The organism is Bradyrhizobium sp. Ses1 (genome assembly GCF_059512365.1).
In genome coordinates, this window is the sequence record NZ_JCAMOQ010000012.1 from 172,846 (window position 1) to 194,912 (window position 22,067).

General features: G+C 61.3%; 21 protein-coding genes. 14 read left to right on the forward strand and 7 right to left on the reverse strand.

Going from position 1 to position 22,067, the window contains the following annotated elements:
• The first annotated feature begins 1 nt into the window (after position 1).
• From AC5ZG5_RS16955 to AC5ZG5_RS16970, 4 genes are read left to right on the forward strand one after another with little or no spacing between them, the layout of a single operon-like run.
• A complete protein-coding gene (locus AC5ZG5_RS16955; protein WP_456642832.1) occupies positions 2–3,289 on the forward strand; it encodes an efflux RND transporter permease subunit in 3,288 nt (1,095 codons plus the stop codon).
• A gap of 1 nt (position 3,290) precedes the next feature.
• Positions 3,291–4,838 (forward strand): efflux transporter outer membrane subunit, encoded by a 1,548-nt coding sequence (locus AC5ZG5_RS16960; RefSeq protein WP_456642831.1) that lies wholly within the window; start codon positions 3,291–3,293, stop codon positions 4,836–4,838.
• A gap of 55 nt (positions 4,839–4,893) precedes the next feature.
• Positions 4,894–5,190 (forward strand): hypothetical protein, encoded by a 297-nt coding sequence (locus AC5ZG5_RS16965; RefSeq protein WP_456642830.1) that lies wholly within the window; start codon positions 4,894–4,896, stop codon positions 5,188–5,190.
• An 8-nt stretch (positions 5,191–5,198) separates the two neighbouring features.
• Positions 5,199–5,516, forward strand: a complete 318-nt coding sequence (locus AC5ZG5_RS16970) for a BA14K family protein (RefSeq protein ID WP_130225931.1) — start codon at positions 5,199–5,201, stop codon at positions 5,514–5,516.
• A 124-nt stretch (positions 5,517–5,640) separates the two neighbouring features.
• On the opposite strand, the gene AC5ZG5_RS16975 is transcribed toward AC5ZG5_RS16970, so the two are convergent.
• Complete coding sequence (locus AC5ZG5_RS16975) at positions 5,641–5,886, reverse strand: hypothetical protein (RefSeq protein ID WP_456642829.1); 246 nt, start codon at positions 5,884–5,886, stop codon at positions 5,641–5,643.
• A gap of 415 nt (positions 5,887–6,301) precedes the next feature.
• On the opposite strand from AC5ZG5_RS16975, the gene AC5ZG5_RS16980 reads away from it, so the two are divergent.
• From AC5ZG5_RS16980 to AC5ZG5_RS17000, 5 genes are all read left to right on the forward strand, one after another.
• The gene (locus AC5ZG5_RS16980) at positions 6,302–6,604 is read left to right on the forward strand and encodes a BA14K family protein (RefSeq protein WP_456642828.1); all 303 of its coding nucleotides are present in this window, start codon (positions 6,302–6,304) and stop codon (positions 6,602–6,604) included.
• A 225-nt stretch (positions 6,605–6,829) separates the two neighbouring features.
• A complete protein-coding gene (locus tag AC5ZG5_RS16985; RefSeq protein WP_130225934.1) occupies positions 6,830–7,894 on the forward strand; it encodes a ketopantoate reductase family protein in 1,065 nt (354 codons plus the stop codon).
• 564 nt (positions 7,895–8,458) lie between these two features.
• Entirely contained in the window at positions 8,459–9,661 is a 1,203-nt protein-coding gene (locus AC5ZG5_RS16990) for an MFS transporter (protein WP_456642827.1), read from the forward strand.
• A 309-nt stretch (positions 9,662–9,970) separates the two neighbouring features.
• Complete coding sequence (locus tag AC5ZG5_RS16995; RefSeq protein WP_456642933.1) at positions 9,971–10,747, forward strand: alpha/beta fold hydrolase; 777 nt, start codon at positions 9,971–9,973, stop codon at positions 10,745–10,747.
• Between the two features lie 112 nt (positions 10,748–10,859).
• A complete protein-coding gene (locus AC5ZG5_RS17000; protein WP_456642826.1) occupies positions 10,860–11,285 on the forward strand; it encodes an OsmC family protein in 426 nt (141 codons plus the stop codon).
• 636 nt (positions 11,286–11,921) lie between these two features.
• Here AC5ZG5_RS17000 and AC5ZG5_RS17005 read toward each other — a convergent pair.
• The 6 genes from AC5ZG5_RS17005 to AC5ZG5_RS17030 form a co-directional block, all read right to left on the reverse strand.
• A complete protein-coding gene (locus AC5ZG5_RS17005) occupies positions 11,922–12,404 on the reverse strand; it encodes a cupin domain-containing protein (protein ID WP_456642825.1) in 483 nt (160 codons plus the stop codon).
• Between the two features lie 101 nt (positions 12,405–12,505).
• Positions 12,506–12,937, reverse strand: coding sequence for a cupin domain-containing protein (locus AC5ZG5_RS17010; protein WP_208828109.1), 432 nt, complete (start codon positions 12,935–12,937; stop codon positions 12,506–12,508).
• 82 nt (positions 12,938–13,019) lie between these two features.
• On the reverse strand, positions 13,020–14,429 hold the full coding sequence (locus tag AC5ZG5_RS17015; protein WP_456642824.1) for an amidase: 1,410 nt from the start codon (positions 14,427–14,429) through the stop codon (positions 13,020–13,022).
• Positions 14,430–14,506: 77 nt separating this feature from the next.
• The gene (locus AC5ZG5_RS17020) at positions 14,507–15,790 is read right to left on the reverse strand and encodes a YbfB/YjiJ family MFS transporter (RefSeq protein WP_456642823.1); all 1,284 of its coding nucleotides are present in this window, start codon (positions 15,788–15,790) and stop codon (positions 14,507–14,509) included.
• A 20-nt stretch (positions 15,791–15,810) separates the two neighbouring features.
• Complete coding sequence (locus tag AC5ZG5_RS17025) at positions 15,811–16,308, reverse strand: DUF302 domain-containing protein (RefSeq protein ID WP_130225940.1); 498 nt, start codon at positions 16,306–16,308, stop codon at positions 15,811–15,813.
• Positions 16,309–16,334: 26 nt separating this feature from the next.
• Positions 16,335–16,793 carry a MarR family winged helix-turn-helix transcriptional regulator gene (locus tag AC5ZG5_RS17030; RefSeq protein ID WP_456642822.1) on the reverse strand — a complete coding sequence of 153 codons (459 nt, stop codon included), beginning with the start codon at positions 16,791–16,793 and terminating at the stop codon, positions 16,335–16,337.
• A 1,048-nt stretch (positions 16,794–17,841) separates the two neighbouring features.
• Here AC5ZG5_RS17030 and AC5ZG5_RS17035 point away from each other — a divergent pair.
• From AC5ZG5_RS17035 to AC5ZG5_RS17055, 5 genes are all read left to right on the forward strand, one after another.
• Positions 17,842–18,732, forward strand: a complete 891-nt coding sequence (locus AC5ZG5_RS17035; protein ID WP_496138692.1) for an alpha/beta fold hydrolase — start codon at positions 17,842–17,844, stop codon at positions 18,730–18,732.
• Positions 18,733–19,089: 357 nt separating this feature from the next.
• On the forward strand, positions 19,090–19,299 hold the full coding sequence (locus tag AC5ZG5_RS17040) for a hypothetical protein (RefSeq protein WP_456642820.1): 210 nt from the start codon (positions 19,090–19,092) through the stop codon (positions 19,297–19,299).
• Entirely contained in the window at positions 19,296–20,291 is a 996-nt protein-coding gene (locus tag AC5ZG5_RS17045; RefSeq protein WP_456642819.1) for a hypothetical protein, read from the forward strand. Before AC5ZG5_RS17040 ends, AC5ZG5_RS17045 begins: the two co-directional genes overlap by 4 nt.
• Positions 20,292–20,294: 3 nt before the next feature.
• Positions 20,295–20,588, forward strand: coding sequence for a hypothetical protein (locus AC5ZG5_RS17050; protein WP_456642818.1), 294 nt, complete (start codon positions 20,295–20,297; stop codon positions 20,586–20,588).
• Positions 20,585–21,985, forward strand: coding sequence for a ParB/RepB/Spo0J family partition protein (locus tag AC5ZG5_RS17055; protein WP_496165453.1), 1,401 nt, complete (start codon positions 20,585–20,587; stop codon positions 21,983–21,985). Before AC5ZG5_RS17050 ends, AC5ZG5_RS17055 begins: the two co-directional genes overlap by 4 nt.
• Positions 21,986–22,067: the final 82 nt, after the last annotated feature.

Genomic DNA, 22,067 nt, shown 5'->3' on the forward strand with positions numbered 1-22,067 from the left:
CATGGACCCGTCAACGCCCTTCATCCGCCGGCCGGTTGCGACCACACTGCTGACCTTCGGGCTTGCGGCGGCGGGCGTGGTGGCGTTCTTCAAGCTGCCGGTCTCGCCGCTGCCGCAGGTCGACTTCCCGACCATCTCGGTGCAGGCGACGCTGCCGGGCGCGAGCCCCGAGGACGTCGCGACCACGGTCGCAAGCCCGCTCGAGCGCCATCTCGGCCAGATCGCCGACGTCACCGAGATGACCTCGCAAAGCACAGTGGGCTCGACGCGCATCACCCTGCAGTTCGGTCTGAACCGCGACATCAACGGCGCGGCGCGCGACGTGCAGGCCGCGATCAACGCCGCCCGCGCCGACCTTCCGACCAGCCTGCGCAGCAATCCGACCTACCGCAAGGTCAATCCCGCCGACGCGCCGATCCTGATCCTGACGCTGACCTCCGATACGCTGACTCGCGGCGACCTCTACGACGCCGCCTCCACCGTGCTGGCGCAAAAGCTCTCGCAGGTCGAGGGGATCGGCGAGGTCATTGTCGGCGGCAGCTCGCTGCCGGCGGTGCGCGTCGACCTGGTTCCGCAGGCGCTCTACAAATACGGCATCGGGCTCGAGGACGTGCGCGCCGCGCTCGCCAGCGCCAATGCGCACAGCCCCAAGGGCGGGATCGACGTCGGCGAGCGGCGCTACCAGATCTATGCCAACGACCAGGCCGACAAGGCCGACGACTACAAGTCAATGGTCATTGCCTATCGCAATGGCGCGGCCGTGCATCTCTCCGATGTCGGAGAGGTCACCGATTCCGTGGAGAACCTGCGCAACGCCGGCCTCGCCAACGGCAAGCCCGCCGTCCTGATCATCCTGTACCGGCAGCCGAATGCCAACATCATCAGCACGGTCGATCTGGTCAAGGCGCTGATGCCCCAGCTCAAGGCTTCGGTCTCGCCAGCGATCGACATCGATCTGGCGGTCGACCGCTCGACCACCATCCGCACCTCGCTGCATGACGTCGAGCGGACCCTGGTGCTAGCCGTGCTGCTGGTGATCCTCGTGGTGTTCTCGTTCCTCCGCAACGCCCGCGCGACGTTGATCCCTGTGGTCGCGGTCTCGGTGTCGCTGGTCGCGACCTTCGGCGTCATGTATCTCGTCGGCTACAGCCTCGATAATTTGTCGCTGATGGCGCTGACGGTGGCGACCGGCTTTGTCGTCGACGACGCCATCGTCGTGCTCGAAAACGTCACCCGCTATATCGAGCACGGGATGTCGCCGTTTGAGGCGGCGCTGAAGGGCTCGGGCGAGGTCGGCTTCACCGTGCTTTCGATGAGCATCTCGCTGATCGCGGTGTTCATCCCGATCCTCTTGATGGGCGGCATCGTCGGCCGGCTGTTCCGCGAATTCGCGATGACAATCTCGATCTCGATCCTGATCTCGCTTGCGGTCTCGCTCGCGACCACGCCGATGATGTGCTCGGTGCTGCTGCGCCGGGAAAGCAACCGGGTCCACGGCTGGCTCTATCGCGCCAGCGAGCGCTTCTTCGAAGCGATGCTCGGCTTCTATCGGCGGACGCTCTCGGCCGCGCTCGCGCACCCGAGATCCGTGATGCTGATCCTCGCCGCAGTGCTGGGGCTCAACTTCTATCTCTACGGCGTGATCCCCAAGGGCTTCTTCCCTCAACAGGACACCGGACGGCTGGTCGGCTCGATCCAGGCGGACCAGAGCATTTCGTTCCAGTTGATGCAGCAGAAGCTGACGCAGTTCGTCACTATCATCAAGCACGATCCCGCGGTGGACGCCGTCGTCGGCTTCACCGGCAGCAACCAGACCAATTCCGGATTCGTTTTCGTCTCGCTGCGCCCGCTCGAGCAGCGCAAAGTCGGCGCCGACCAGGTGATCGCGCGGTTGCGGCGCGAGCTCGCCACCGTGCCCGGGGCAACCCTGTTTCTGCAGTCGGTGCAGGACATCCGCGTCGGCGGGCGGCTATCCAGCGCACAGTACCAGTACACGCTGCAGAGCCCGGCGCTGGAAGAGCTCAACGAATGGACCCCGAAGATCACGGCGGCGCTGCAGCGCGAGTCCAATCTCGCAGACGTCAACAGCGATCAGCAGGACAAGGGGCTCGAATCCAATCTGGTCATCGATCGCGACGCCGCGGCGCGGCTCGGGATCACCGTCAGCCAGATCGACAACACGCTCTATGACGCGTTCGGCCAGCGCCAGGTCTCGACCATCTATGTCGCGCGCAACCAGTATCACGTGATCATGGAGGTAGCACCGCGCTACTGGCAGAATCCGGAGACGCTCAAGGATGTCTACATCAGCACCTCCGGCGGATCGGTCGGCGGCTCGCAGGCAACCAACGCGGTGGCGGGAACAGTAGTGACGCCGGGAACATCTGTTACCGCCAACTCGGCCAACGCACAGGCCGCGCGCAATCTTGCGACCAATTCGATCGGGTCGACCGGCAAAGGCGTGGCCTCGACCGGCGCGGCGGTCAGCACCAGCAGCGAAACGATGATTCCGCTTTCGGCGGTCGCGCATTTCGGTCGGGGCGCAACACCGCTCTCCGTCAATCATCAGGGACTTCTCGTCGCCAACACGATCTCCTTCAACCTGCCTCCCAACGTGTCGCTCGGCACCGCCGTCAGCACCATCGAGGCCACCATGAACCGGATCGGCGTGCCCGCGACGATCCGCGGCACCTTCCAGGGCACGGCAAAGGTCTTCCAGGATTCGCTCAGCAATCAGCCGCTGCTCATCCTGGCCGCCTTGGTGACCATCTACATCGTGCTCGGCGTGCTCTACGAGAGCTACATCCATCCCCTGACCATCCTCTCGACGCTGCCGTCGGCCGGCGTGGGCGCGCTGCTGGCGCTGATCGCGTTCCGCACCGAGTTCAGCATCATGGCGCTGATCGGCGTGATCCTGCTGATCGGCATCGTGAAGAAGAACGCGATCATGATGATCGACTTTGCGCTTGACGCCGAGCGCAAGCGCGGCCTCGATCCGCTCGATGCCATCCGCGAGGCCTGCCTGCTCCGGTTCCGCCCGATCATGATGACGACCATGGCCGCACTGCTCGGCGCGGTGCCGCTTGCCGTCGGAATGGGCGAAGGCGGCGAATTGCGCCAACCGCTCGGCATCGCCATCGTCGGCGGTCTCATCCTGAGCCAGATGCTGACACTTTATTCGACACCTGTGATCTATTTGTATCTGGACAGGTTCCGGCTCTGGGGCCAACGTCGAAGGGGCAACGCGCCTCCCAACCTGCCCAAGCCCTCACTGCAGCCAGGCGAGTGAGATGTCGAAATCCTCGGTACTACGAGTCCGACACCGAAGTCTGGCCCGGGCGATCTTGCCGTGGGGAGACGGTCGCACCCGCGCGATTTCCGCGTTGATCGTACTGGCGTTCGGCCCCGGCCTGTCCGGCTGCATCCTGGGATCGGAACGGCCCGAGCTCAATCTCGAAGTGCCGGAGAAATATCGCGCGGCAAGTTCGGCGGGTCCTGACGCCGCGCTCCCGGTCCTGGACTGGTGGCGCGGCTTCGGCTCCGGCGAACTGACGTCACTAATGGACGCGACGCAGATCAACAATCTCGACATTGCAGTCGCGATCGCCCAGGTCGTGCAGGCCGACGCCCAGGTCGGCGTGGCTGGTTCGCCGCTATTGCCGTCCCTGACCGGAGCAGCCAGCGCCGAGCGCGCGCATTTCGGCTCCACAAGCAGCGCCATCAGCAGCGGCAGCAACCTTGGCGGGGGCGTCACCGGGACCGGAGGCGGACGCGGCGGCGGGAGTTCGAACTTCTCACAATTCAGCACCAGCCTCACTGCGAGCTACATGCTCGACTTCTGGGGCAAGAACCAGGCAGCGCTCCATGCAGCGGAAGAGAGCGCGACAGCCTCCCGATATAATCGCGAGGTGGTCACGCTGACCGCGATCGTCACGGTGGCCAACACGTATTTCCAGATTCTGGCGGCGCAGGACCAGTTGCGGGTGACGCGCGAGAACCTCGCAGCGGCCGAGCGAATCCTAGCGCTGATCAGGACGCAGTTTGCCGGCGGAACAGCCTCGCAGCTCGACGTTTCGCAACAGGAGGCGCTGACAGGAACGCAGCGGGCGGCGATTCCTCCTCTCGAAGTCACCATCGGTCAGAACATTGCCGCGCTCGCCGTCCTTGTTGGACGAGCGCCGGCGAATTTCTCGGTGCGGGGCGGATCGACCAGCCGCATCAAAGTGCCTCGGGTAACCCCCGGCCTGCCATCGGAACTGCTTTACCAACGGCCGGACATTCGCCAGGCGGAGGCGCTGCTTGCGGCATCGAACTTCAGCGTCGAGCAGGCTCGCGCGGCCTTCTTTCCGCAGATCCAACTCACCGGCACCGGCGGGTTCCAGAGCAGCGCGCTGGCCTCGCTGTTCACGCCGGGGGCGGCGTTCTCCACCCTCACGGCCAGCCTCACCCAGCCGATCTTCGACGGCTTCCTGCTCGAGAGCCAGTTGAAGCAGGCCAAAGGCGTGCAGCTTCAGGACCTGCAGGCCTATCGCAAAGCGGTTCTGTCGGCATTCTCCGACGTCGAGAAGGCGCTCATCGCGTTGCAGAAGTTCACGCTCCAGGAGCGGCTGCAAGCGCAGGTCGTTGCGAGTTCGCGAACGGCATTCGATGTGGCGGAAAAGCAGTTGCGGGGCGGCACGATCAATCTGATTACGGTCCTGCAGGCCGAACAGACGCTCTTCACCGCGGAGATCACGCTGGTTCAGGTGCGGCTCTCGAAATTATTGGCGGCGACCAGTCTGTTTCAGGCGCTCGGCGGCGGCTGGACGCCAGCCGGGACGCTGGTCTCGCTACAATGATGTCCGCCTTCGCCGCATTGGCTTGCGTTTGCCCTGCCTCAAATGGGTGTCTCGGATGAAGAACACCGGCTTGCTCGTGATGGCGCTCGTTCTGGCAGCACTCGAAGCAACGTCTGCGGCTGCACAGCAAAGCGCACCCTCGCTTCGGTTCGGGATGAAGCCCGATGAGGTCGCGCGCACGCTCGGCGTGCCCTTGACCTTTATGCGAGGACGCCCCGGCAACGAACTTTACCTGGCACTGCCGAATGTCAAGGGAAGCGCGCTGTCGAGCCGAAGCGACGGGCTCTATCTGCAGTTTCGTCGCGGAAAGCTTGCGGGTTGGAAGGGCGACTGGGGCACGATCCGGCCATAGGAAAGCCAATGGGTAGATTGAAGATCGCAATTTGCGCGACGATCCTGGCAGCGCCCGCTATCTCGCCGGGATCAGCGACCGAGTTTGGGTATCGCGCCATCCGATACGGCCAGACGAGCGGCTGGTTCTATGACAACCGCAACGACAATCGCGACTTCCCGACCAATGGCGTATTTCCCGGCAATTTTGCCGCGCAACCCACCGTCGCGTGGATCGGCGCCGCAGGCTTCCTCGGGAGCATGCCTCAGCGCTCAGCTTCTCCCTATCCATCGCAAGTCGTGTTCGGCACCGCCAGCCGCAGCAGACGATCGGCCCCGAAGAAGTGACGTCACCTCAGCGGTCGAGGTAACGCCGTCTCGCGCCACGTCAACGACGCGCGAGGTTCGCGCGTCGTTAGATCAGAGTGGCACGGCGGCCTTCAAGAAAAGCCCGATCAACTGCAGCTTTCACTTAGTTGTAACCGCTGGTGCCGGCTGACGAACCGCCGAATTGAGAATCGCCGGTACCGCTCAACGTGGTCGGACCATCCGGATTTCCGTTCGGATTGCCGTAGTTCGGGTGCAACATGACGGATGGAACTGCCTCTCTGTATATCGGATAGCTCCTGACCATCGGTTCATGACGCGCCGTATTGGCAAAAGCGTACGTGCTTGAGAGCATGGACGCGGCGACCAATGCTACCATTGCGACTTTCATGGCTTTGTCCTTTCGAGTGGTGACATACGGAACGTTACACAAAGAAAGGTGGGATTCTTTTTCGCCGCCCCCACTAAATTCGCGTTTAGCGACGCCGCGCAAACCAGCATAAACAATCAATCGCTACTGACATGGCGTTAAAGCGATTCACTCGCGTTTCGCTGCTTCGTGATGACGTCGCGCCGCGTATCCGGTTGGCGATCTCTCACGCTCCCGCCGTCAACTCGAGTTGAGAATCGTAAAGCAGAATTTAGTGGGATGCGCGCGCAGGCCACTTAGATCTTGAATCGAAAGATCCGAGCATTCGGACAACCCAATACGAAAAACTCGCGTTTGACCGCGCACCGCCTGACGGTGCGTCACGCAGGATCGCGCGCGCCGATCGGGTTTTCGTATCGACCGATGGAGAATTTCGATGACCTCACTCAAGATCCTCGCGGCCGCCGCGCTGCTGTCGGCAGCAGCCGCAACACCAGTATTTGCTCAGGCCGCCATCCAGGAGCCCGGACTGTACGCGTTCTATCATCCCAACGCAGACATCCTGAACGGCGGCGCGCCCACGCCCGCGACCAGGCTGGAATCGGGACCACCTTCTGTTCTGCAATACTATAACGAGGAGGACAGCGGCATCGGCACCTGCGCGCAACGCCACCGCTCGTACAGTCCCGCGACCGGCACATTCCTTGGCCGTGACGGCCACCACTATCGGTGCGAATGATGCAACCTGAAGGAGACTTCTTCTGCGGACTGAAAGCGCGAAGCGCTGTGTGATTGTAATGCTCGTCAATTGGCGATAGAGAGGTATGCTCCTTGCCCGAAGAGGCCGTCCCGTCTGATGTAAAGGTTCGGCCCGCGCCGTTCCTTCGCCCAAGCGGATACCCGACGAAAATTTGAGACTGGCTTGGGTTCGGGGCGTTGGAGGAAAACCTTTGGGAGAGGGAGCATGGCGCGCAACGTACTGATCCTTGGAGCCTCGTATGGCTCATTGCTCGCGACGAAGCTGCTGATGGCCGGTCACAACGTGACCTTGGTTTGTCGCAAGAAGACCGCAGAGCTCATCAATCGCGACGGCACCGAAGTTCGCATCAAGCTGCGTGACGAGCCGACGCACCGCTCGATCTTCTCGCGTGATCTGCCCGGGACCCTGGACGCGACACCGCCCGCAGACGTCGACCTTTCCCGTTACGATCTGGTTGGCCTTGCCATGCAGGAGCCGCAATACACCAACCACACGATCCGGGTTCTGATGATCAAGATCGCCGAGGCGAAGCTGCCTTGCCTTTCGATCATGAACATGCCGCCCTTGCCCTATCTCAAACGGATTCCGGCGCTGGCGGAGATGGACCTCGAAGAAGCCTACACCAATGCGCAGGTATGGGAACGGTTCAAGCCGGGACTGGTTTCGCTGTGCTCGCCTGATCCGCAGGCCTTCCGCCCACCGGACGAGGCGGCGAATGTCCTTCATGTCGGCCTGCCGACAAATTTCAAAGCAGCGGCATTTGCGGATGAGGCACATAACCGGCTGCTTCGCGAACTGGAGGCGGACATCGACGCGGTGAAGCTGGATGGCCAGGACGTTCCGGTGAAGCTCAAAGTGTTCGACTCGCTGTTCGTCCCGCTGGCCAAATGGTCGATGCTATTGACCGGCAATTACCGCTGCATCACGCCACAGGAGCCGCAATCGATCCGCGACGCGGTGCACGCCGATCTGAAGCGCTCGCAGTCGATCTATGAGCACGTCGATGGGATCGCTCGGCGCCTGGGAGCCGACCCGAAGGACCAGGTGCCGTTCGAGAAATACGCCAAGGCGGCAGAAAGCCTTCTCAAGCCTTCATCGGCGGCGCGCGCGGTGGCGAGCGGAGCGCCCTTCATCGAGCGGGTCGACCTGCTGGTGAAGCTGATTTCTCATCAGCTTGGCGCGCCCAATGCCGAGATCGACCGAACCGTGCAGATCGTGGATCAGAAGCTGAACGAGAAGATCGTGGAGGGCGGATCCAGCGCGCAGTGATGCGCTGCGATCGCGGTTCGCGATTGGCGTGCCATTCGGAATGGCGTGCCAGATATCTACACCTTCGAAAATCCTGAGATGACTCCCCAGGGCGCTCGGTTGCCCTGACACCGCCGCTTGCTCTGTCGGTCTGGCGTGGCGCCATGAGAAGCAGGTTGATTTCACGCCGGCGACGCCTCTGCTCGCGAGCGATCCAGGACGAAGGGCTGCGTGCCCGATAGCAATGGCTTGGCCGGGACCTGACCGACATCACACAGGCATTATTTGAATCTGATGGGATGCATGTCTATTTGATCGATGTCATGTAATTCAGTGTGCCTGCTCTTGCTCAGGTGCCTCTATCCCTCAGGTCTCAACCTCCGATGAATGACGCGCGCTCCAGCCGTGCCGGACGCATGGAATACATGTGTTGCACACCACCCTCTGAACATCTTCCCACATCCGTTATGGGATTCGGTCGCAGGCGGTAACCGTCAAGGATCGAGCCACCGCCATCTGATCGAGCCATTCATCCGATCAAGCCTTAGGGCGATTGAATCGGCATTCCAAAAACTCGGGAAAGATATGGAAAAGCAGAATGCCGCCCCTGTAGGGACCGGCCTTGTCCTGTTCGCGTTAGCCATGGGCGGCTTTGCGATCGGCACCACTGAATTCGCAACCATGAGCCTGTTGCCCTATTTCGCGCCGGATCTGCGGATTGATGAGCCGACAGCCGGAAACGTCATCAGCATGTATGCGTTGGGCGTGGTGATCGGTGCGCCCGTGCTTGCTGTACTGACGGCTCGCTTGGCGCGTCGCAACGTCCTTTTGTTGCTGATGGCCATGTTCGCCGTCGGCAACGCGCTGAGCGCGTTCGCGCCCAGCTATCACTGGATGCTGGCGTTCCGTTTCCTGAGCGGCGTCCCGCATGGGGCCTACTTTGGCACGGCGGCCATGGTGGCAGCCTCGCTGGTGCCATTACACAAGCGGACTCGGGCCGTCGGAAAGATGTTCCTTGGCCTGACGGTTGCGACCGTGATCGGTGTCCCGCTCGCGAACTGGCTGGGTCAGGCGGCCGGCTGGCGCTGGAGCTTTGGCGTCGTCGCTGCGCTCGCCATCGCGGCCCTTTCAATGGTTGCATGGTTCGCGCCCGTCGATCACCCGGCCCCGAAGGCAAGCGCGTTGCGTGAGCTTGACGCATTGAGGCGCGGCCAAGTCTGGCTCACGCTCGCAATCGGCGCCATCGGCTTTGGCGGCCTGTTTGCGGTTTACACCTACACCGCGACGACGTTGATGGAAGTGACGCACGTTTCGCCCGCCCTCGTGCCGTTGGTGCTGTCAGCGTTCGGGCTCGGCCTGACCATCGGCAATATTGTCGTGCCACGGGTCGCCGACCGCGCAATCATGCCGACGGCGGGCGGCTTACTGATCTGGAGTTCCGCCGCGTTAGCTGTATTGCCCTGGGCAGCGTTGAACATCTGGACCATGACGATCGACGCATTTCTCATCGGTTTGGGCGGAGCGCTCGGAACTGTGCTGCAGACCCGGCTGATGGATGTGTCGGGCGAAGCCCAGGCCCTTCCGGCCGCCCTCAACCATTCGGCTTTCAACACCGCAAATGCGCTCGGCCCGTGGCTCGGCGGCCTCGCCATCTCTGCCGGCTACGGATGGACATCGACCGGCTGGGTCGGCTGCGGGCTGGCTTTGGCGGGGTTTGCCATATGGCTGCTGGCGATCGCAGTCGAGGACAAAAGCGATCGAAGCGCGCCGCGATCCGCGGATGCGTAAAACTCGTGCGCTTGACCGGCCATCGCATCGACCCGGTAACGCGTTTTCACCTCGGCAACGGCGCGGCTCGAGCTGATCACTGACTCGGCAACACCGAGCTCCGTGCGATCCCGAAATCCTTCGGCATCATGGTCAACTATCCTCACGACCACTAAAGCATCGAGAACAACCGCGAGGCGTTCGTGCGCGGCATCTTCGCCGCGCATTGGCCCGGCATCGACGCGTTGATGCAGGGACCTGCTTGAGACCGCGCGGCCATTCCGCGCCATCAAGACGATCCCTCTCGTGATCAAAGGAAGCGACATCACGATGATGAACAGACGAGCTTTTTCGACTGCCCTGCTTGCCGGCGCAGCGGCCTCGCTGATCTCCACACGCGGCATGGCCGCAAACGCAACTCCGCCGAAGGCGCGCAACATCGTGCTGGTGCATGGGCTGTTCGCCGACGGCTCGTGCTGGTCCGAGGTGATCGCGCGATTGCAGACGGCCGGCCTCAACGCGACCTCCGTGCAGAATCCGCTGACCACGCTGCCCGAAGCGGTCGCATCAGCCGAGCGCGTGCTGGCTCGGCAGGACGGCCCGACGGTTCTGGTCGGCCATTCCTTCTCCGGCATGATCGTCACCGAGGCCGGCGTGCATCCGAACGTCTCGGCGCTCGTCTATGTGGCGGCGCGCGCGCCGGATGCCGGCGAGGACTACACCGCGCTCGCCAAGACCTATCCGACTCCGCCGGCGAGCGCCGGCATCGTGTTCGACGGCGATGAAGGACGGCTTTCCGAGGAAGCTTTCCTGCGCGATTTCGCGGGCGACCTGCCGGAGGCGAAGGCCAAGGTGCTCTATGCGGTCCAGCAGCCGTTCCACAAGGCGCTGCTCGCCGGCAAGACCACCAACGCGGCCTGGCGATCAAAGCCGAGCTATTACGCCGTCTCGACCGAGGACCGCACGATCAATCCGGACCTCGAACGATTCATGGCCAAGCGCATGGGGGCCAAGACCATTGAGGTGAAAGCGAGTCACCTGTCGCTGATCTCTCAACCTGCCGAGATCACGCAACTGATCCTGGAGGCTGCCGGCCAACACGCATGAGGTGACCACACTTGGGATGGCCGCGCTCTCTACATGATTGAGACGAAGAGACGAGCGGCGTTGGTGCGCCCGTAAGCTGCGGGGCATGCGCAACACGAACGGAGCAAGAACGATGAAACGTTTCGGATCCGCCGCCTGGAATGGCAGCCTGCGCGAAGGCAAGGGCTCGGTCTCCACCGAGAGCCACGCGCTGGACAATCATCCCTACACCTTCTTCAGCCGCTACGGCGAGAAGCCGGGCACCAATCCGGAGGAGCTGTTAGGTGCAGCGCATGCCGCATGCTTCACCATGTCATTCGTCAGACAGCTCGGTCAGGCGAATTTCGTGCCGGAGCAGGTCGACAGCAAATCAGAAATCACCATCGAGAAGGACGGGGACGGCTTTTCGATCACCTCGGCGCATCTCACCACCACGGCGAAGATTCCGGGCATCGACCACGACACATTCCAGTCGATCGCCGCGAGCGCAAAAGCCGGCTGCCCCGTCTCCAAGCTGATGAAGGTCGAGATTTATTTTAGTGCCACACTCGTTTCGTGAGGCTGCATGATCGCACAACACCTCGCACCGACAGCGGTCATGCAGGGAATCGAGTGTTTGCGGTTTTGTATCGAATAACGGCGAAGCGTCCCATGCGCCCGGGCGGCAAGACGCAGCGCTTCACGACCAAGGGCGTGCGGTTGATGAAGTAGCGGGCAGGAGCCGGATGAGACCCGGTTCAGCCTGCCGCTTTCATGCCCAAAACAAAAAAGTCGAAAACAACCCCATGCACAGTAGCCGGTGCGTGGCGGCGCGACGCGGATTGCGCCTATCGTTGCCAAGCACCGAACAGAGCGTGCTACGCCTACGTCATCCATGGTCCGGTGCCGACAACGTGCGTCCCGGCACCGAAATGGCGCGCCACGGCCGATGAAGATGGGCACTACTGCTTCGCTATACCCCTATGATGCAGCGGCCGCCAACGCGATCCGGCCGGATAACCAGCGACGGACTACGATCTTGCGCTACGCCTCATGAGCGGCTGTCTTCCCGATTCCGCTGGTGGTCCGGTTGCCCCTCGATAGCGGCCCTTTCGATCAATCGCAGGATCGACGTGATGGGCCACAAACGGACATGCCTACATGGCAACCGATGCGCGCCCCACCGCGCCGCCTTTCGGCGTTACCTATTCTGCCGCTACTTGAGCACCGTGTTCGTGTGTCCCTTCTCGACGATGTCGATAACGAGCAGCCTTGTCGGCTCCTCTCCTGCATTGGCGCCAGTGTGCCAACGCCCCACCGACTCCAACACAAAGTCTCCTGACTGATACGTCTTGCTTTGACCGGTTTCGGTGTCCGTCACGCGCAAGCTTCCCGACAAGATGTAACCGTATCGTGGATACGGATGCTCGTGCTCTGGAAGGTTCGCCCCTCGGGGGATTTCGAAGATAGACGCTACCAGTTCCGCATCCTTTTGGGGCAATACGATCTTTTGCCCGCCAGACGTAGTCGTCGTCGAGAGCAATTGCTTAATGGTGACGTCCGTTTGCTGCTGCGCACAGGCCGTTGAAGTAAACGATGCCAGCAATCCGACGGCCAGACATTTCAGGCTGCCGAACAGGGCAATTCTGCGCCACAGTCGGCGCGTCTTGGCGGAGATAACTCCGCAAAATCCAATCATTGTGAGCGGCTCTCAGTTTGGTGTGATAGCTCGGTAAATATTTGGGACATTGCCATCTCGGTAAGATGCGGATGCAGGTGCGGAAGCGCGCAATTACAGCGTTACGGAAGAGCTCCAACAATCTGTTGACCATTGCGCGCTGCGATCGTCGGCAGCATGTCCATATGCTGCTCGCGCGGATCCGGGATATTGTGGAGATCACGGAAGAACTCCTCGTGGCGGCGCGGCGAGGAGACCAGGATGTGCCTCGCGTCGGCCGCTCCCACGTTGGTGAATCCGTGAACAACCCCTTTGGGCACGACAACACGCGCACCGGGTGCCGCGACCTCAGTCTGATCTCCCACGAGGTACTTCAATTGGCCCTCCAGGACGATAAACAGCTTGTCTTCGCCCTCGGAGATGTGGGCCGGTGCGCCGAAGCCCGGCTTGATGGTCATATCCAGCACCGTGAACGAGCTTTCGTCCGGATTGACAATTTTGGTCGTGAGACCAGCAAATTCGGTCGTTTCGAAATTCGTCGTGATGGCACGCATTGATTAAGACCTCGATTGGCTTCTGAGCTCAATAGATTGCATGAGGAATTGACGGGGGCGGGAAGATCCCGACCCTGTAGCGTTAGATGGCAGGGTGAAGGTTGCGGACGGGGCTCACTTCCTCGAGGAGCGAGGCAACCTTAAGCGCGGTCGAATCCGCGAGCCAGGCGGAGGCGATTTGTACGCCGATCGGAAGACCGTCGTGGCTTGTTCCGAACCGCATCGACAGGGCCGGCATGCCGGTCAGGCTGAACGGTGATGTCGCGCTCATCACGTGGAACGGGGAAACCGTTTCGCCATCAATCACGAGGTCATCGAGGCCATGCTTGGTCGCGGGGAACGGGGTCACCGGGCAGAGCAGCGCATCATATCGCTGGAAATACTCGACGAAGCTGTCGCGCAGGCGCTCCACCGCCTGCTCGGCGGCGACGAAGTCGCCTATCGGCGTGTCAGGTGTTTCAAGGATCAATTTGGCATGCCTGAAGATCTGGGCCTCGTGGCCGGCGGTGACCTTCTCGAACTCGGGCCGGGTTTCCATCTGTTGGAGCTGCCAGAGCACGGTGTTGGCATCGGTCTGCTCCAGCACAGGCAACCGGACTTCCTCAACCTGGCAGCCGGCATTGCTCAGCGCATGAGCGGCGGCCTTCACGGTCGCGATAACCTCTGGATCGGTTGGTCCGAAGAAGCCCGGAGAGGCTAACCAGCCCACACGAACCTGATGGGGCGATGTCGTGCCCACCCCTGTATCGAAGCCGAGCGGGCTGATTGAGAAGCCGTCGGCACCGTCGGGTCCCGCCATCAAAGAATAAGCGAGCGCCACATCGCGAACCGAACGGGCCATCGGGCCGATGTGCCAGAAGCGACGTGGCACACGGGGCCAGTGACCTGTCATCGGCATTCGACCGTGAGTAGCTTTAAATCCAACGATACCGGTATGCGCCGCCGGGCCGCGCAATGAGATCGAGAGATCACTGCCCACGCCGAGTGGCGACATGCCAGCCGCGATGGCGGCGGATTCACCACCGCTCGATCCACCCGGGGTGTAGTCGAGGTTCCAGGGGTTGTTCGTTCGGCCCGTCAGGAAATTATCCGTTTCGATCGAGTAAGAAAATTCCGGCGGGTTCGTCTTTGCGATTAAGATGGCGCCGGCGGCCTTCAGCCTGGCTACGACGGTGGCATCGGTGTCGGGCACGCGCCCTTTGAAAATGGGCGAACCGCGCTGCGTCAGCACGCCCGCCGTGTCGATTCCATCCTTGACCGTGAACGGAACGCCATGGAGAGGGCCCAATCGAGCGTCCGACTTGACCGCCGCCTCGGCTTTCTTGGCAGCGTCAAGTGCGCCATCAGCCATCGTAACAATGGCGTTTACCTTAGGATTGACTTCGGCAATACGATCGAGATGGGCCTTCATGACCTCGACCGGCGATAGCTCCCGATCGGCAACGAGTTCCGCGATGCGGCTGGCGTCCATCTGAATGATATTATCGGTCATGATCCTCATCCTGCCTTAGCTCGGTTCACTTGATTCACTTGCTGGCTGCGTACCGCTTCTCGGCTGGATGCCGATGATCAATCGCCCGCCGGCTCCGGTTGGAAAGCCGCGACGACGCTCGCCACAGCGAGGATGCCGACGGACAACCAGAGACCGGCACGAACGCCGTTCGGTCCGTCAGACAAAGCACCGCTGAGGAGTGGGCCGATGCATTGCCCGGTCCCGAACGCGATGGTCAGTGCTGCTATCGCTGCTGTCCAGGCGTGCGGTTTCGCCGCCTTCCGCACGAATGAGGTGACTGCGGCGATGACCGCGAGTACTGACCCTCCAAAAAGGATGGAGGAGAGATAGGCGCTCGTTGGTCCGTGCCAGATCAGCGGCAAGGCCGCACCGGCCGCGACCATCGCGATTGTTGCGCTTGCTCCCCAGCCACCTTTCAGGCGAGCGAGTACGGGGCCCCACGCGAACGCGGCGACAACGGCTGCTAGACCTAGGATCGCCCAGAAGGCGGTAATCGATCCGCTGTCGAAACCTTCATTGGCGCGCAAGTGCGCAATGATAAATGTGGCATAGGTGATGTATCCGGCGCCGAATAGCCCGTATGATAGTAGTTTGCGTGCCATGAAGCGGGCCGACCAGCCGCCAGCGGCGATATGAACCTTATAGGAAGGTTCGGGTGTGCGACTTAGAACCAGCGACCCGCAAATGGTCGCAGCCAAGCCTAATGCGCCAAGAGCCAACCAGCCGCCGCGCCAGCCCATGCCGGAAAGAAGCGGAGGGACTGCGAGGGCCGAGGCCGTAATGCCGATACCCGCCCCGGCAAAGTAGATGCCCAACATCGTAGGCGCGCGCGATCGAGACCCTCCTGAGGCTGCCGCAGATGTGAGTCCTGCGCCGGCGACAAAAGACACAGCTCCTGCAAGCCCAGAGACGGCTCTCAAGAGAAGCAGGCTCGTAAAGTCAGCGGTGAGACCGGCCCCGGCTATGGCCGCGGATGTCAGGAAAAGGCCCAGGGAAAATGCGGCTTTGTCGCCCGTACAACGACCAAAAGGGGCAGCTACGAGGGCCCCGATAAGATATCCAGCCGCGTTAGCGGTATTCATGGCGCCTGCGTCGGCAAAACTCCAGCCGAGATCAGCTTTCATCGATGGAAGCAACAGCGCGTAAGCGAACCGAGCGAGCCCAAGCGCAATCGCTGGGCCCATCGAAAGTCCGAAGATGACCCACATTGGCGTCAAAAACTGCTTAGCTTCGTTATGCAGCGACGCTTCTGAGCCACTGTGACCCATTATCAAGCCTTCTCGTACCCCACTGTCGGGCTCAAGAGGTTCATCGCCGTGCGGCTTCTGATGCGTATCCACGTCTCGGCTTCTTTCGGAAATTATGCTCTTACGCCTGTCACGGCCTCGCCGAGCGCCATCAATTTCGCATCAAGCGTATAAGCTGCATCTTGGACCGCCACGTTCCGAAGCCCGCTCATGAGGCTTGATGGCTTGTTGAACACAAACCTCGTCTTCCCGTCAGAATGCTCATAGATCGCCAGTCTGACCGGCACATCGAGGCCCGCCTCGATGTCATGCCGCATCATTGTGATCGCGATCAGCGGGTTTCCGATCGTGTACATCAAAAACCGGGTCGGGCGCTCTTGCTTGCTGACCCACTCGCCGTGATCGATTGTCAGGAAACGTGTGAAGCCGCTGGGGCCCAGCACTTCACGAACTCGACGTTCGAAATCATCCTGATCACGTGAAGCTGCAGGTATTGCTGGCCAACCTAATTCTTCAAGCGTTCCGACTTGTTCCTCGAAGGCACGAACAACGTCCTGGAAGCTCCGGTAGCTGACAAAGGTGATATGCTCTACGGTGATCGGCTCGATCATGACTTTCTCCCGGATGCCATATTGACCTACTGAAAAGCTTCAGGAAGTTGCGCGCTCTCGGCGATGTCGCGCAGAGTCTCCCGCAAGCCAACCAATTGATCGTCCCCGAAGAAATGCTTGAAGTTTTCATGCGCGCCGGCCCAATAGCGCCGTCCGCGGACCACTTTATCTTTGCCGGCCTTCGTCAACTTGATGGGCCGACGGCGCCCATCCCGCTCGTCTTGGCCCAAGTCGATGTAACCGTCGCGTGCAAGGGGTCGAAGTGTTTGACCGAGCGCGGACCGCTCCATGGTCAGGATCTCAGCCAGGTCACCAACGGTTGGTGGATCAGCTGATCGTCGTTCAAGCTCCGAGAGAACGTGAAATTGAGTGACGCGCAAGCCAGTTGGCGCCATCGCTTCATCATACAGCTGCGTCAGTCGGCGAGTGGCTGCACGCATCGCGGCCACGATGCACGGGCTTTCCGAGCGAAATGAGCGTTTCACGTATCGGTTCTCCATCATGCACGCCCGGTTTACTTGAGCCGGGTCGCCGATTTGCCCTCAGCTACCGTTTACGGGGATATCCCCATATCGCGCTTGAGGGCATTTAGAGGGGATATCCCCTTATTTCAAGTCAACAATGATTGAACTCGGCGTGACCAACCCTGTGGCTTCCATCCTCCGCAGCAAGGGTCCGGTATGACGCCAGGCCCATGCCGGCGAGGTCAGCTTAGATTTCCGGACGGAGAAGCGAGGCCGAGGTCGAGCCTGTGAAGGTCATGAAAATTTACCTTCAAAATCAATTGGACAATAATCGGTCCGCACTGAAACAGCGCTAGGATATGCCGACAGCATGTCCGTTCAGGGTCATTCGCGTCGGCATTGCCATGTCCGCCTTCTGGTCCGCTATCGACAATACCCGACCTTACCGACCGAGAGCTGGGTGTGGATCTCGACCGATTAGGACGGCAAGATAAAAGCGACGGTGTCGCTCTGTGCCATCCGGGGTCGTAAGTGTTTGTCTGCACATTGTTTCAGATGGCACTGCAGCGGCACCGTATGAAGCGGTCTGGTGCCGCTCGAAGCGCGAAAGCATTCAAAATCAACGTTCCGAGCGCCATCGTTCACAGCATAGCGTCTTGTTGCGCGTGCTCGGCGGGATGTCCGGCCATGATCGCATGGGAGGCCGCTGCCGATGAAGATGGGCACTATCGCTTCGCCGTGGCGCTATGATGGGGCGGCCGTTGCGCGCTCCAACCGGCAAAGCTCGCGACTCCTCACGACTTTTCTCTACGCCTTTGCGTGCGGCGGCGGGCGCGATTTCGGAGGGTGGTCCCGTTATCCCCCAGAAGGCTGCCCTTTCGATGGCTGCTCTCTCGATCTTCCCGCTATCGACGCATGGCCCCAGGGTCGATCCATTGGAACCTGCGATCGGGCCGATCGTTGCCGACAGATTAGCTGCAGCAGATCAAAGGTCGGATCAATGACGACAGCGGATTGGCCTCTTCCGGAGCGCTTCACGTTTCGGGGGCATTCGATCGCTTGGGGAGCAATGGGCGAGGGGTCGCACGCAATTTTGCTGCATGGTACGCCCTTTTCATCATCGGAGTGGCGCAGAATTGGACCCTTGCTGGCCCGACAGCGACGTGTCTTCTGCTTCGATATGCTTGGCTATGGTAGGTCCGACCAGCCCAACGGCGACGTGTCCCGTGGCGTTCAGAATGAGCTTTTCGCAGCCCTTTACGGTCATTGGGGCCTACAAGACCCGGATGTCATCGCGCACGATTTCGGTGGCTCCACGGCGCTGCGCGCTCATTTGCTTAACGGGCTGAACTATCGATCGTTGGTGCTCATCGATCCGGTCGCAATCAGCCCGCAAGGCTCGCTGCTCGTCCAAGCCGCCAAGGAACACGAGGCGGTCTTTAGCGGCCTGCCATCCTACGTTCACGAAGCAATCCTGCGTGCCTACATCAGCGGCGCCGTTGCGAACGCGTTACGAGACGACGAGATTGAGCTGTATCTTGCACCGTGGCTGGGAGCCGAAGGCCAAAAAGCTTTTTGGCGCCAGATCGCGCAGATGGACGACAGATACTCGGAGGAGGTCGAGTGGCGATACGGCGAGATTCGCTGTCCCGTCGCCATCCTTTGGGGAGAGAAGGACGAGTGGATTCCACTTGAAGACGGTCGCGAGCTTGCGCGCCGGGTTCGAAACGCTCACTTTCACATCGTACCCAATGCGAAGCATCTCGTGCAGGAAGACGCGCCGGAAGCAATCGTATCGACGGTACTTGGCTTCTGGCGGGGCCTGGAGAGCGGGATTAACGTCCGCGTCGAGCTTGTCGGGTCCGCTCTCTCGGCCGTTGTCCACTACACCCGATATCTGTCCGAGACTCGTGCGCTGCCCCACTGCGACCCTGGGCGTTTGATGCGGCATTTGCCCTAGTAGGCCACGAAATCGTGCAACATCGCGGAATGGCGCGCCCGGAACGATTCGAACGTCCGACCCTCAGATTCGTAGTCTAGGGGGATACGTTGAATCGTCTCGCCTTTTGTGCAAACCGGGACCGATTCCACCGACCAACAATCAATCGGTTAGCTACCGATTTGCAAACCACCGAGATGGGCCGCCTAGCCCCCAAAGCGAAAGCCCCGCCGCGGGAAACGGCAGGGCTCGCGGAAATACCGATCGGCTTGGCAGCGATCCTCGGCAAGATAGCAAAGCCCCTAACGGACAGCAATCGGAAACCGCGTTAGCTGCTGCGATGCGCGCCGCCTTGGCGAGGAAGACGGGGCGATAGTGATGGCGCATCGGATCGCAACCAAGGCAGCCGGCGGAGTCGTATCCACCGCGGTGTTCCGCGATGTAGCCGACGGGACAGTGTCGTACTCCGTCACCTACACCAGCAATGCCTTGCGCTGGGTATCGCGGCATCGCTTTCCCGACCAGGCACAGGCGGACGCTGGCGCCGCGGCACTGGCGGACTTCCTCGGCGTCGAGGTGCGCCGATGAGTGCGCCAGCTAAGAGAACCGCGCTGCTGTTCGATTGGTTGAACCAGGTCAAGCGCGATCGCGATTTACCTGCGAGCGCCTTCAAGGTTGCCTTCGAGCTTGGCCAGTGGATCAACGGAGAGACGTTCGAGCGGGACGGATCGTTGGTGGCATGGCCATCACTTGAGACCGTCGGCGCGGCGGTCATGTCAGAGCGGACCGCTCGCGACATGGTCAAGCGTCTTCAACAACGCGGCCACCTCGACATCAAGATAGGACGCGGTCCAGGCCATCCCAGCAGGTACACGCTAAAGCTTACAAACCGGCAGCCGGCTGCCGCTTTTGATGAAGGGGAAACCGGCAGCCTACTGCCGGTTTCTTCCGAGGAAACCGGCAGTAGCCTGCCGCTTTCGTCCGAGGAAAACCGGCAGGATCCTGCCGCTTTGTCGGAACAAATCCGGCAGGATACGACACTGAAACCGGCAGGATACGACACTGAAACCGGCAGCCGGCTGCCGACTAACCATTTAAAACCATTTCTTAACCATGAGGGAGAGACGCGCGCGACCCTGATCCCTGATGATTTCAGGCTTTCGGACGAGAACTATCTTTGGGCGCTGCTTCGTCTCGATAGCGACGACGCGGTTCGCAGATCGATCGATCGTTTCGTAAATCATTATCGGCAGGTCGACGGTCCTCAAGCCATGTCCCGCGACTGGCAGGCCAAAGCCCGCAACTGGGTCGATGAAGATGCCCGCAAGCTCGGTGATCCTCGGTCCAGACGGGGCAGTTTAATTGATGCCATCGATCGAGAGCTTGCCGCTCTCGACGGATCCTCAAGATCGATTGCCGATTCCGAATGGGACGACGTCTTGTCGACCTACATCAAGTTCGGGCGATGGACCAGGTACGTATCGCGCTTTGGCCCAGCGCCTGAATCACCAGATTGTCGAGCACCCCAGCATCTTCTGAAAAAACACGGCCTGGCCTCGTTCGCGCAGGCAGCGGAGTAGTCGATGACCTCGCATTTCTCAACACAAGCGATAGCCGCGGTGACAGAGGCGCCGTTCAAAGATCTCGCCGCGTGCGCGGAATGGCTGCACCAAAACGTCAAGCCCGGCGACGACTTTAAGCGCGAGGGCGGGCTCACCGCCGAAATGGCAAATCTTCGGGTTGCGTACTGGGCCGACATGTTCGGCGAGGCCGAGGTCATCGCGGCAATCGCTGCGGCGTCGCGCGACGCGAGTGGAACCGGCCCGGTCAAGTTCATCGTGACGTTGTTGGCTACCAAACGGGGGGCGTCGCGATGACGATGCGCAGGAAGTTTAAGAAGCTGCCGATTGACGCAATCGAAGTGCTCGAAGGGCGGCGGGATTTGACCGAAGAAAACATCGAGGGGCTGGTCGAGTCGATGGGCAGTGTTGGATTGCAGAGCCCGATCTGTGTCCGGCCCGGTCAGGATGGCGGCTACATCCTGGTCACCGGCCGGCACCGCCTCGAGGCGGCCCGACGGGTTGGATGGGCGAAGATTGGGTGCGTCATCGTCGCTTGCGACGAGATAGATGCGCAGTTGTTGGAGATTTCGGAGAACCTGCATCGCGCCGAGCTTTCGGCTCTGGAGCGTGCCGAGCAGATCGCAAAATGGGTCGAGCTCGTCGAGCGCAGGCGGGTTTCTATTCAATCTGAATTGAAACCCCGTTCCGGTGGGAGACCCGAGAGCGGGCAAGCACATGCAGCTAGGGAACTTGGGCTGAGCCAGCCGGATGTTCATCGGGCGGTAAAGGTGGCCTCGATAACGCCAGAGGCAAAGCAGGCCGCTAAGGATGCAGGTCTAGCCGACAATCAGTCGGCTCTACTGACGGCATCGCGCGAAGATACCCCGGAGGCGCAGGTCGCCAAGCTTGCCGATATTGCGCGGGAGAAGGCCGCTGGGCCGAAACCGATGTCCGTCGAGGAACTGCTCGAGCGCGTTGCTCACCGTGTCGTCGCTCTAAGCCGGGCCGAGCAAATCGAGTTCTTCTCAGGGGTACGGCGGCTCGAGCATGACCTAGCGCCGCGACAGCCTGCACCGGCGATCGCGGCCGCTCCGGCAGCGTCGACCGAAAAACCGTTCACGTTGTCGGGTTTCGCGCTGAAGGCGGCGCTCGCCGAGGCGGCCGAATTGCTAGAGAGGGTTCCGATGACGCCGCGGGGCACGAAATTTCATCTCGCAATACGTCGCGACCCTCGGACCAACAAAGGTGTTGTCGGCGATCGAGGCCGCGCGCGGTGCAGAGCCGGGCCGGATTATGGAAAAGTTCAATCAAGCTCTGGGGCTGAAATGAGTAGGTCGACCCGGCGGGCGGCACGCGCGGAATTCAAGAAATCAGCCAAGAGCGGTGGCCTCGACACCGCGCTGATAACGACCGGGACGTCGTTGGCTGGTCATCCACATTCCGAGCTTTTCCAGGGCGCGATCGATAGCTGGTTCGCTAACGTAGCTGGCCGTCGGCCACGATGCATAGTTTGCCGTCGGCAATTCGGCGGCTCGGGCAACATTTTCCCGATGCTGTTTCTGCTGGCTACGGCGATCGACGATCCGGTCCAGGCCGGCGCGGCGGCCGTTTGTGACGCTTGCTGGGCAAGCTGTTCGGTGGACGAAGTAGAGGCTGCCGCTGCGCGAGCTCTGGCGCGAACGGCGGGCGGGGGCAGATTCATCGTGGATTAAAAACGGCCCCGCGCTGTTCATCCGAGCGCGGGGCCGTGAAGTTGGTTTGCATAGGAGATTTATCGATATGCCAAGATTTGCG